The sequence below is a fragment of the Anaerofustis stercorihominis genome (assembly GCF_005844425.1).
In the GTDB taxonomy this organism is placed as follows: Bacteria; Bacillota; Clostridia; order Eubacteriales; family Anaerofustaceae; genus Anaerofustis; species Anaerofustis butyriciformans.
Genome location: NZ_SPHL01000047.1, coordinates 1 through 11,003, shown reverse-complemented (window position 1 = coordinate 11,003; position 11,003 = coordinate 1). Strand labels below are relative to the sequence as shown.

At 31.5% G+C, this 11,003-nt stretch carries 10 protein-coding genes and 2 tRNA genes; 6 read left to right on the top strand and 6 right to left on the bottom strand.

Going from position 1 to position 11,003, the window contains the following annotated elements; genetic code table 11:
• Window positions 1-952 precede the first annotated feature (952 nt).
• The 3 genes from FGQ49_RS09350 to FGQ49_RS09340 all read right to left on the bottom strand — a co-directional run bounded on the left by FGQ49_RS09350 (window position 953) and on the right by FGQ49_RS09340 (window position 2,212).
• Window positions 953-1,029 (bottom strand) — tRNA-Ile (locus FGQ49_RS09350).
• Between the two features lie 54 nt (window positions 1,030-1,083).
• Window positions 1,084-1,159 (bottom strand) — tRNA-Pro (locus FGQ49_RS09345).
• 513 nt (window positions 1,160-1,672) lie between these two features.
• Entirely contained in the window at window positions 1,673-2,212 is a 540-nt protein-coding gene (locus FGQ49_RS09340) for an inorganic diphosphatase (protein ID WP_138269602.1), read from the bottom strand.
• 135 nt (window positions 2,213-2,347) lie between these two features.
• Between FGQ49_RS09340 and FGQ49_RS09335 the strand changes: the two genes are divergently transcribed.
• The gene (locus FGQ49_RS09335; protein ID WP_138269601.1) at window positions 2,348-3,085 is read left to right on the top strand and encodes a YwaF family protein; all 738 of its coding nucleotides are present in this window, start codon (window positions 2,348-2,350) and stop codon (window positions 3,083-3,085) included.
• A gap of 1,184 nt (window positions 3,086-4,269) precedes the next feature.
• Here the strand turns inward: FGQ49_RS09335 and FGQ49_RS09330 are convergent.
• Together FGQ49_RS09330 and FGQ49_RS09325 are read right to left on the bottom strand one after the other, a co-directional pair.
• On the bottom strand, window positions 4,270-4,911 hold the full coding sequence (locus tag FGQ49_RS09330) for a GPP34 family phosphoprotein (protein WP_138269600.1): 642 nt from the start codon (window positions 4,909-4,911) through the stop codon (window positions 4,270-4,272).
• A 73-nt stretch (window positions 4,912-4,984) separates the two neighbouring features.
• Entirely contained in the window at window positions 4,985-5,803 is an 819-nt protein-coding gene (locus FGQ49_RS09325) for an alpha/beta hydrolase (RefSeq protein WP_138269599.1), read from the bottom strand.
• A gap of 120 nt (window positions 5,804-5,923) precedes the next feature.
• Between FGQ49_RS09325 and FGQ49_RS09320 the strand changes: the two genes are divergently transcribed.
• From FGQ49_RS09320 to FGQ49_RS09310, 3 genes are all read left to right on the top strand, one after another.
• Window positions 5,924-6,388 carry a flavodoxin family protein gene (locus tag FGQ49_RS09320; RefSeq protein WP_138269598.1) on the top strand — a complete coding sequence of 155 codons (465 nt, stop codon included), beginning with the start codon at window positions 5,924-5,926 and terminating at the stop codon, window positions 6,386-6,388.
• A gap of 9 nt (window positions 6,389-6,397) precedes the next feature.
• On the top strand, window positions 6,398-7,363 hold the full coding sequence (locus FGQ49_RS09315; RefSeq protein WP_138269597.1) for an alpha/beta hydrolase: 966 nt from the start codon (window positions 6,398-6,400) through the stop codon (window positions 7,361-7,363).
• 76 nt (window positions 7,364-7,439) lie between these two features.
• On the top strand, window positions 7,440-8,285 hold the full coding sequence (locus FGQ49_RS09310; protein WP_138269596.1) for an aldo/keto reductase: 846 nt from the start codon (window positions 7,440-7,442) through the stop codon (window positions 8,283-8,285).
• Window positions 8,286-8,325: 40 nt separating this feature from the next.
• On the opposite strand, the gene FGQ49_RS09305 is transcribed toward FGQ49_RS09310, so the two are convergent.
• Window positions 8,326-8,751: a MerR family transcriptional regulator gene (locus FGQ49_RS09305; RefSeq protein WP_138269595.1), complete on the bottom strand. Its 426-nt coding sequence runs from the start codon at window positions 8,749-8,751 to the stop codon at window positions 8,326-8,328.
• Between the two features lie 397 nt (window positions 8,752-9,148).
• On the opposite strand from FGQ49_RS09305, the gene FGQ49_RS09300 reads away from it, so the two are divergent.
• Together FGQ49_RS09300 and FGQ49_RS09295 are read left to right on the top strand one after the other, a co-directional pair.
• Entirely contained in the window at window positions 9,149-10,015 is an 867-nt protein-coding gene (locus tag FGQ49_RS09300; protein ID WP_138269594.1) for an aldo/keto reductase, read from the top strand.
• 15 nt (window positions 10,016-10,030) lie between these two features.
• Entirely contained in the window at window positions 10,031-10,678 is a 648-nt protein-coding gene (locus FGQ49_RS09295; RefSeq protein WP_138269593.1) for a flavodoxin, read from the top strand.
• The last annotated feature ends 325 nt before the right edge of the window (window positions 10,679-11,003 follow it).

Sequence of the window (11,003 nt, the reverse complement as noted above, 5' to 3'; positions counted from 1 at the left end):
TACTTAAGGGCTGTCTGCCCTTAACAACCCGTATTTAAGGGGTGTTACCCCTTAAACCCCACGACTTTTTTACTCGCCTAAAAAAGTCGAATAAAAGGGCGCCACTTGGCGTGGGGTTTTAGGGTTTCGCTCTAAAGAGCGACCAGTATTTTTCCGAAGCAAAAAATACTGGATAAAATGCTTTCACTCATACGCCGTGAAGGCTTATAACGCATTCCGAAGCTTACTAAAAATACTACCCGTATTTTTAGTGCTGGAATGCTACCCCAACCTCACATAATTTAGCGTTGAATGTAAGGGGTGGGTATTTAAGTGGTGTTCCTTTAGAACTCAATACAAAGGGGCTTTGCCCCTTAAACCCCTTACTTAAGGGCTGTCTGCCCTTAACAACCCGTATTTAAGGGGTGTTACCCCTTAAGAACCCCACGACTTTTTTACTCGCCTAAAAAAGTCGAATAAAAGGGCGCCACTGGGCGTGGAGCCTTAACGCTTTTGACGCCTACGTAAAACTCTACCCGATTTTTACTGGCGAAAAAGCTACCCTAAGCCTGCCTAATTATTTGGTTTTATATAGAGAAGTAGGACATGGTAGTTTAATGTAAGATAATATTATAATTATTGTTATGTAATGTATTAAATATTAATATAAAAAAAGGATATTTTTTATAATAAACTAAAACATTATAATTAAATTTAACTTTAATGTTTAAATTATTATAAAGCTTATATATAAAAAATAACTAATTAAAATACCATATATAAGATGCTTTTATTTTTTTGTATTAATTATACAATTGTTATTTTATTATTTACTTTATATTACTAATCTTATAAACCCTCAAAACAGAAACAAATACATAAAAATAAAAAAAGGCTTTATAAGCCTTTTAATACCGATAAAATATTTTTGATAAAATAAAAAAAAGTATTGATATCAATACTTCTTAAGAAATGGTGGGCCTTCAGGGACTCGAACCCCGGACCGTCCGGTTATGAGCCGGATGCTCTAACCAACTGAGCTAAAGGCCCTTACCAATAAATAAATAAAAAAAAGAAAATTTGTCAGTGTCCTTTAAAAATTAATGGTCGAGGTGAAGGGACTCGAACCCCCGGCCCCATGGTCCCAAACCACGTACGCTACCAACTGCGCTACACCTCGACTGAACACAAGAGATATAATACAGTAAAACATTAAAAATGTCAAGCAAATTTAAAAACTTTTTTTCTTTTTTTTTACCACCCTCTAAAACCCCTTTTATAATGCGGTTTTTAAGGAAAAATTTTTTTTTGATTTTTTCTTATTTTTAACGTTATTTTTATATAAATCTGAAAAAAAAATATAAAAAAAATTTTAATTTTTTTTCTTAAATTTTACTTTAAAGGATATTTATCTTAATATATTTATTTAATTAATAATAAAAAATATTTCTATAATAATTTTTCAAACCAAGAAAAATCTAAAATAATTTAATATATAAAATTATATATTAAAAATCAAAAATATAAAATAATATAAAATTATAAATTTATATAAATATAATAATGAATAAAAATAAAAACTAAATATATACATAAAATCTTATTATGCACCTTTTAGTTTTCTTTTATATATTTTTATTAAATTTAAAACTCCTTAAAACACAAAATAAAAAAATAAACCGCGTATAACGGCTTATTCTTCAAATTTTTCATTATAATTTTTAATTGCTCTTCTTATTACATCTTTTGCATCTGTATCCCCAAGAACTTTTTCAACTGTGGTTTCCTTATGTTCAAGTGTTTTATATACGCTGAAGAAATGCTGTATTTCATCAAAAATATGACTTGGTAGATCATTTACTGTCCTACAGAAGTTATATGTAGGATCATTGAATGGTATTGCAATAATCTTTTCGTCATTTTCTCCGTCATCTATCATATTAAGTACTCCAATAGGATAACATCTTATCAAACTTGTAGGATAAATACTTTCGCTGCAAAGAACTATTACATCAAGAGGGTCTCCGTCATCTCCGTATGTTCTTGGAATAAAACCGTAATTTCCCGGATAATGTGTTGATGTGTATAAAATTCTATCAACAATAATATGACCTGTTTCTTTATCAAGTTCATATTTTACATTACTTCCCTTTGGAATTTCTATATAAGCAATAAAATCGTCGGCACTAATCCTTTTTGGATCGATATTATGCCAAATAGTGTTTTTGTTCATGTCGCACCTCCCTAAAAATGCCCTTTTTATTTAAGTTTACACCAATAAAATAAAATTGCAATAAAAATTTTTTTAATTTTATATTATATGTTATAATTATTTAAAACATTCAACTTGAACTTTAAGGAGAAAAATATGAATTTTTTAAGCGTCGAAAATACTGCAAACATATTTACAAGATTTTCTCTTTTTCATTTTATATGGATAGGGGTATGTATTCTAATTTGTCTTTTTATGTTTCTTAGAAGAAGAACAATAAGAAGAAATTTTTCAGGAAGATGGTATTATATTTTTATGGCATTTTTTGCATTTTTCTTTGAGATGATATATATCGTCTGGGCATATGCCATAAGTGGAGAACAAAACATCATTTATGCAATCCCCTTTGATTTTACATTTATTGCAATGGTGCTTTCTATATTACTGTTCTTTTCAAGAAAACAAATTTTTTACGATTTGTTTTACTTCATATCCTTCTTTTCAATAATAAATCTTATTTTTGCCGATTTTGGAGGATATGGCTATACGCATTTTAGATTTTACCAGTTCTTTATATGTAATATCTTCGTTGTGTTTTCACTTATCTATTTTACATTTGTGGATTACCACAACATAAAACATATAAAATCCGTTGTGCATTACGGTGTATTTATATTCTTTGTGCTTTTATTAAATGGACTACTTTCTTTCGTAAGCCAAAAGAACTACATAAACGAAATAATGTGCTATATCCCTGCCAAAATAAATGCCTTTGCGGGTAACTTTGGAAGTGTAGCAATAATTACATTTATATGTATTGCCCTTGCTTTTGTAGCATTCGTGCCATGGTATTTGTGGAATAAAGAAAAAGAAAGCGAACATATAGTAAATTAAAAAGACTTGGGAACAAGTCTTTTTTTATTTGTAATAATATTAAAAATTAAATAAAACAAAACAGTATATCAACATAATATAAACTTAAATTTCATCATAACACCCAAACTATTTAATATAAAAATGATAAAACACTTACCCCCTATTTCACAACGATGTTTCACTTTCTTACATAAAAACATGAAAAAACAAAACTTCTATTTCACCATAATGCCCAACTCCCTCATATAAAAAGTATCAAAAAGGAAATCCGCATTTCAATTCTATATTCTATTAATTATATAAAACATATTAAACAAAGTCATAACTTCAATTTAACACCCATACCCCACCATATTACATAAAACATCATAAACCACTACCTCTACATTTAACTTTTATGTCCCACCTTACTATATAAAAGCATTAAAAATACTGCCCTATATTTCACCACTATATTCAAATATTTTACATTAAACCATTCAAACAAAGTCATAAATTTAATTTAATTTAATTGCTTTGCCCCACCTCACTATATAAAAACATTAAAAAATACTGCCCTCATATTTCACCACTATGTTCAAATATTTTACATTAAACCATTCAAACAAAGTCATAACTTTGATTTAACACCCATGTCCCACTCCACAAAATAATAATAAGATTGGGTAGCGGTAGTGGTCGTTTCAAAAATCTCGGGTAGAGATTTTTAGAAAATCCGACCACGTTATAAGCCTTCACGGCGTGTGAGTGAAAGCCTTTTTCCCATATTTTTGGGCTTTAGCAAAAATATGGCGGGGTTCTTAAGGGGTAGCACCCCTTAAATACGGATTGTTAAGAAAGAATCCCATAAAATTCCCACCTTACTACATAAAATCATAAAGAACGACCCCTCTATTTCACCATAATGTCCCACACACTAACATAAAAACATAAAAATAAAACTATAATTTTACAGCTTTGTTCCCCACCCTTTAATAAAACGTATAAACAGGTCGGCTCGGGGTAGCATCGGTTCATAGGAAAATCGGGTAGATTTTCCATGAAATCCCGATGCGTTATAAGGCTCCACGCCCAGTGGCGCCCTTTTATTCGACTTTTTTAGGCGAATAAAAAAGTCGTGGGGTTTAAGGGGCAACGCCCCTTGATGTCGGGTTGTTAAGGGCAGACAGCCCTTAAATACGGAGTTTAAGGGGCAACGCCCCTTATATATTATTAACATTAATAGCAGAAATCGTATAAGAAATAGTGTTTATTACACCAATTAATTCTTTATTTTCTTCACTTTTCTTAATCTCTTTAAGTCTTACTTTAAACTCTGCCATTTCATATTTTGAAAAGTATTTCGTTAAGTTTTTCGTTTCATCTAAAACACAAATAAGAGAAACATCTTCCATATTTATGTTTTCCTTACATGTAATAACATTTTTAATGTTATCTATAAGATAAGTTTTATAATCATCTTTTGGTATGTAAAGAGTTTTTTTACCAAAGAAACCACCCTTTGTTTTTATGACTTTTTTTTCGCTGTAAAGAGATTCTGACACACAGCTTACAAGTTCCTTAAAGTCGTTTCCGGTGCAAAAATCATTTACTGCTTTTTCGATTTTCATTGGCTTTTCTTTTAAATAATCATATAAAGGATAAAGATATGTCAATTTTCCGTAAAGAGGATTAATAACGGTAATTTCATTTTTTTCTAACTTTATTATTCCCGAAAATAATAAATCAAAAATCCCGGCAGCAACAAAACCCGCATTGGATTCCTTTTGATATAATAAAGGCATATTCCCTTTTTTATCAAGTAAAAGAATAAAATAATCTTTTATAATTGAACTTCTTTCCATAAAAATTTCTCCAAACTCTTTATAAAATTATACCATAAATATGAAATAACTATTCAATCTATAAAATATATTATCAATCATTTAATAACCATTTCATTATATCTTCATCATAAGCAATTAAACTGCCTCCGCCATGTTCGTTATCAAATCCTCTTTCAAGGAAATATTCTCTTTTTTTAATATCCAAAATCAATATTTCATCTATTTCTTCCTCACTTAAACCTTTCCTTTGATACATCGAATACAACGTATAATACGCATCTTTTGTCGGTTCGCTTCCGTAATATTCATCATTTTGTCCTATGACAAAATAAACGGGAACTTCATTTTCTACCGTCATTTCAAAATCCCCGTCCCACTTTGAACTAACCTGCAAATATCTGTCAATCAAATCGGCTCTTTTCTCCATAACCAAAGACATAGTCTCTCCTCCTGCGGAATAACCGTTGGCAAAAACCTTGTCTATGTTGTAATTTGATTTAAAGTACTCTATCAAAGCTATTGTCTGATTTGCTGAAGTATCTCCCCAATCTTCAAGCTGTGGTGCAACGACTATAAGGTCCTTTCTCATTCTTACTGCATTTAAAGCAAAATCTTCCGCTTCAAGATTCGCTCCAACTCCCTGAAAATAAAGTCCTTCATATCCGGGAAGAGTAATATATAAATCATACTCCTTGTTTAAATCGTAATCTTTTGGATAATATACGCCATAATGTATTTCTCCGTCATTTGGAGAGTTGTAAACTTTGTCTGTGATAAACTCACCCAAAGAATTGCCTGTCAAAACTTCCGTTTGTTCTTCTTCGGTTCTTTCATTTTCCAAAAGCGTTAAAACCAAAACCACTGCAATTAAAATAAAAACAACAAATAAAATAATTATTTTTCTTTTCATAATATCATCTCCTTTAGCTTATTGTAAAATCCGTGTGTAACACACGGTCAAGTTTTTATTTTTTCTATTGACACGGGAGCGACTCACGGGTATATCATAACATCGAAAGTAGTGATTAAAATGAGCAATATATTATTTATCAATACAAGTCCGAGAAAAAATCAAAATACTTATTCAATCGGAAAAGACGTTTTAAAAAACATCCCTCACGATGAACTTCAGCTTTCTGATTACAAGATTTCTCAATACGGACAGGTGTACGAAGATGACCAAATAAACGAAGTTTTGGATATAATAAAAAATTATGACACCTTACTTATAGGCTCTCCTGTTTATTGGTACAGCGTGGGAGGCTTGCTAAAAACATTCATAGACAGACTCTATATGCTTCCGAAAGCGGAAAACCTAAAAGGGAAAAAACTTTATTTCTTTGCTCAAGGTTCTGCACCGGATAAAGGAACGGAAGAAACGATAACTTTTCTTATAACCAGACTTGCAAAACTTACGGGAATGAATTTGAAAAAATCTGTCGTAGACAATTCGTCCGCTTCTAAAATAAAAAAAGAACTTATTATAGAAAAATAAACAAATACAATGAAAAAAACATTAAACATAATAGTTTTTTTAATTCTTATTCCGTTTCTTGCAGGATGTGGCAATACAATGAAAAACAATAATAATACAAACGAAGCTTTTAATTTACAGACAAAAGTATACGACGTCATAAACGACAACGCTTTTGAAGGTTTCGGAAACCTTATTTTCCCCGTTGACAGAAACATTCCAAAGGACATGACTCTCGAAAATGCGGGAGATTTATACATTTGGTATAACAACATAAATCCAAACAAAACCGTTGAAATAGTAAATTATATGAAAGACCAAACAACAAAAGGCAATAAAATCTTTTATAATATTTATTCAAAAGAAGAAATGGAAGCCGACCCCGAAAAGAAAAACACGGGACTGTTTTTCTTTAGAGGAAATGAAAACTCAAAGTTTGCCGTTTTAAACGCAGGCGGAGGATTTATGTACGTCGGAGCAATGCACGACAGTTTTCCCCATGCACTGGAACTTTCGAAAAAGGGATATAATGCTTTTGCATTAATATACAGACCGGACCCCGAAAAAGCAATGGAAGATTTGTCCAATGCGATATCCTTTATTTTTGACAATGCAGATGAATTGAAAATAGATACTTCTGGATATTCCGTATGGGGAGGTTCCGCAGGAGGAAGAATGGCAGCATGGCTTGGAAGTTACGGCACCGATTACTTTATAAACAAAGATTATCCGAAACCTTCCACGGTAATTATGCAGTATACTTCCTTAAGCGAAGTAACGGGAAACGAACCTGCGACATACTCGGTTGTGGGAACAAATGACGGTATTGCAGACTACAGAATAATGCAGGAAAGAACAAACAGAATAAGAAGAAACGGAACAGATGCAAAAATCGAAATATTCGAAGGTCTTTCCCACGGATTCGGTCTTGGGGAAGGAACAAATGCGCAAGGATGGATAGAAAATGCTGTAAAATTCTGGGAAGAGCATATGTAAAAAACAAAATGCATTTCAAAATCGGATTAAATTTTAACAAAAAAAACTTTTATCGGTATAAAAGGAGTAAATTATAATGGAATATTTTAAACTAAACGACCAAAACAAAATCCCTTCTTTGGGACTGGGAACATTTTTATTAAGTCCGCAGGATGCGGAAAGCGCCGTTATCAGCGCATTAAACAACGGCTATAACTTAATAGACACAGCAAACGCTTATCATAACGAAAGAGCCGTGGGAAGAGGAATCAAAAAAAGCGGAATGAAAAGAGAAGAAGTATTTCTCGAGTCAAAATTATGGCCAACCGTTTACACAAAAGAAACAGCCATAGACGAAATGTTAAACAGACTCGACACCGATTACGTCGATCTCCTTCTTCTACATCAGCCTGCCGGCGATTACATCAACGGATATAAAATGATGGAAAAAGCAGTAAAAGGAGGAAAGGTAAAATCAATAGGTATATCAAACTTTGAAGGTAAGCCTTTGGAAGAAATTCTTTCGATATGTGAAATAAAACCTGCGGTAATCCAGGTTGAAGCTCACCCTTATTTCCCTCAAAACGAACTTAAGAAAATCCTTAAAGATAACGATATATTAATTCAGGCTTGGTATCCTTTGGGACATGGAGACAAAAAACTTATAAACGAAAAAGTATTTAAAGATTTGGCAGACAAATATCAAAAAAACCCGGCACAAATCATTTTAAGATGGCATGTTCAATCAGGAAACATAGTAATACCGGGAAGCAAAAATCCTGCTCACATCAAAGACAACATAAATATCTTCGACTTTTCTCTTACGGACGAAGAAATCGACCTTATAGACAATTTGAACAAAAACAAACGTTACTACATTCCAAGGGAAGAACAGACAAAAAAATACGCACAAATGGAATTAAACGAAAATTTGGACGTTTAAAACAAATCTCTTAGAATACATCTAATAAAAAAGACAGTCATTAATGGCTGTCTTTTGTTGTATCTATTAAATGACTAAAATATTTTACCTTTCCTTCAAGAACATCTTTATAAAAATTCTGTTTCCAATGTATGTAATTTATGCTCTTTTGAATTTCTTTCTTTTTATTTTCCAATTCTTCAAGTTTAACTTCCAATATAGCTTGCCTTTTCGGAATGGTTTCCTCTCCCTCAAGGCACAACTTAAGATACTCTTTCATTTCCGATATGCTCATACCGCAGTTTTTAAGACATGAAAGCGAATTTATCCATTCCACGTCATTATCGTCGAAAACCCTGTAATTGCTCTTATTCCTTTTTACGTTGGGAACTAACCCCTCATTGCAATAAAATTTTAAAGTATCATATGTAAGTCCCGTTTTAATGCATGTTTGCTTCATCGAATATAAATTTTTTTCATTTTCCATATAATTACCTCAAAAAAATATTTATTTTTTTTATAAAAAAGCTCTTGACCGTGTGTTACTCCCGAGTGTTACTCTTTCATTGTAATAAAAAATTATTTCATTGTCAATGAATAAAACTAAAACTATTTTAAACAACTATCACAAACAGAATAAAAAAAAAAAAGGAATTAAAAAACTTTTAAAGCTGATAAAAGAAAACATAAAAACTAGACTAAAAATAACATAACTCTTACTCTGAAGTTAAAAAACTTTAATAATTCCTTAAAATAATAAAAATTAAAGAAAAGTTTTACTTTATAAGACATAACTTTATTAAAAACAAAAATAAAAAATATAGATAAAACACTAAATAAATATATATAAAACTTATTTTAAACTATAAGGAGGAAAAAAGAAAATGGAATATGTAAAATTAAACAACGGCGTAGAAATGCCCATTTTAAATTACGGAGTGTATCAAATACCGAAAGAAGAAACAAAACAATGCGTACTTGATGCAATAAAAGCAGGATACAGAGGAATAGACACGGCTCAAAGTTATTTTAACGAAAAAGAAGTGGGAGAAGCAATAAAAGAATGCGGATTAAACAGAGAAGATTTATTTATCACAACTAAAATATGGATAGACAATTACGGATATGAAAAATGCAAAAAGTCCATTGAAGAATCTTTGGAAAAACTTCAAAGCGAATATATAGACTTGGTTCTTCTTCATCAGCCTTTTTCTGATTATTACGGTGCATACAAAGCATTGGAAGAAAAATACAAAGAAGGAAAAATAAGAGCAATAGGAGTATCCAATTTTTATCCCGACAGATTAAGCGACATTTGCCTTTTTGAAAGAAAAGTAGTTCCTGCCGTAAATCAGGTGGAAACAAACCCAATGAATGCTCAATTCAAAGCTCAGGAAAACATGAACAAATACGGAGTAAAAATCGAAGCATGGGCACCTTTTGGAGAGGGAAAAAATAATATGTTTACAAATGAAACTTTGGTAAACATAGGTAAAAAATACGCTAAAACATCTGCTCAGGTAATTCTTAGATGGCTTATACAAAGAGGAGTTATAGTAGCACTTAAAACAACACATTTTGAAAGAATGAAAGAAAACATAGATATTTTCGATTTCGAACTTACAAACGAAGATATGGATAAAATAAAACAACTGGATTCAAGCGACAGCCTGTTCTTTAATCATCAAGATCCGGGAATGGTTGAATGGTTTGACGAATTGGTAAAAACAAGAAGAAAAAAAATAAAATAAAAAAGGAGAAAAAAAATGAAAAAAACAAGTACAAAAATAATAGCTGCCGTTGTTGTGGTAGCGGTTATTGCAGCCGCATTGTTGCTTTTCGTAAATAACAGAAACACAAACGACAACACGGCATCACAACCCCCAAGCCAAACTCAAGACACATTAACATCAAGCGAAAACTCGCTAAAAGACGGTGAAACTCTAGTGGTATATTTCTCGGCACAAGGACATACGAAAGACGTGGCGGAACAAATCGCAGAAGATTTGGATGCCGATATTTTTGAAATCGTACCTCAAGACGAATACACAGAAAGCGATTTAAACTGGACAGATGACAATTCCAGAGTTACAAGAGAACATGAAGACGAATCTCTAAGAGACACTTCCCTTGTTTCAACAACGATTGATAATTGGGACAGTTATGAAAATGTTTTGATAGGTTACCCTATTTGGTGGGGAATTGCGGCTTGGCCCGTTGATACATTTGTGGAAGCAAACGATTTTGCGGACAAAAACGTAATACCTTTCTGTACTTCCGCTTCATCAGATTTGGGAGACAGCGGTAAATTGCTTAAAGAAAAAGCAAACGGCGGAAACTGGATGGAAGGATATCGTTTCCCTTCATCTCCTTCAAGTGAAGAAATTACCCAATGGACTGATAGTTTAAAATAAAAATTAATTTGTTCCCCTTTACTTAATAATTTTATATAAAACCGACGTTTAAATACGCCGGTTTTTTTCATAATTTATATATGATATTTTGTTTATTATAAGAACTCTCTGCCTCAATATAATTATTTTTTGAATTAAAAAATATTATTTTGTAATAATTATAATTCATAAAAATTCACTTATACTGTTTAAAATTCAAACTGTTTATTTTAATAGTAAACAAAAAATAAAGCTTATGAAAAGTAAACTCCCTTAAATACATCCTGTTAAGAAAGAATTCCTTAAATATCCTACTCCCTCAAATAAAAAACATAAAAAACGTCCT

Excerpts from the sequence above, each read along its gene's own strand:
- FGQ49_RS09305 (WP_138269595.1), bottom strand. The coding sequence starts at position 8,751 with ATGGAAAATGAAAAAAATTTATATTCGATGAAGCAAACATGCATTAAA.
- FGQ49_RS09320 (WP_138269598.1), top strand. The coding sequence starts at position 5,924 with ATGAGCAATATATTATTTATCAATACAAGTCCGAGAAAAAATCAAAAT.
- FGQ49_RS09340 (WP_138269602.1), bottom strand. The coding sequence starts at position 2,212 with ATGAACAAAAACACTATTTGGCATAATATCGATCCAAAAAGGATTAGT.
- FGQ49_RS09315 (WP_138269597.1), top strand. The coding sequence starts at position 6,398 with ATGAAAAAAACATTAAACATAATAGTTTTTTTAATTCTTATTCCGTTT.
- FGQ49_RS09335 (WP_138269601.1), top strand. The coding sequence starts at position 2,348 with ATGAATTTTTTAAGCGTCGAAAATACTGCAAACATATTTACAAGATTT.
- FGQ49_RS09300 (WP_138269594.1), top strand. The coding sequence starts at position 9,149 with ATGGAATATGTAAAATTAAACAACGGCGTAGAAATGCCCATTTTAAAT.
- FGQ49_RS09310 (WP_138269596.1), top strand. The coding sequence starts at position 7,440 with ATGGAATATTTTAAACTAAACGACCAAAACAAAATCCCTTCTTTGGGA.
- FGQ49_RS09325 (WP_138269599.1), bottom strand. The coding sequence starts at position 5,803 with ATGAAAAGAAAAATAATTATTTTATTTGTTGTTTTTATTTTAATTGCA.
- FGQ49_RS09330 (WP_138269600.1), bottom strand. The coding sequence starts at position 4,911 with ATGGAAAGAAGTTCAATTATAAAAGATTATTTTATTCTTTTACTTGAT.
- FGQ49_RS09295 (WP_138269593.1), top strand. The coding sequence starts at position 10,031 with ATGAAAAAAACAAGTACAAAAATAATAGCTGCCGTTGTTGTGGTAGCG.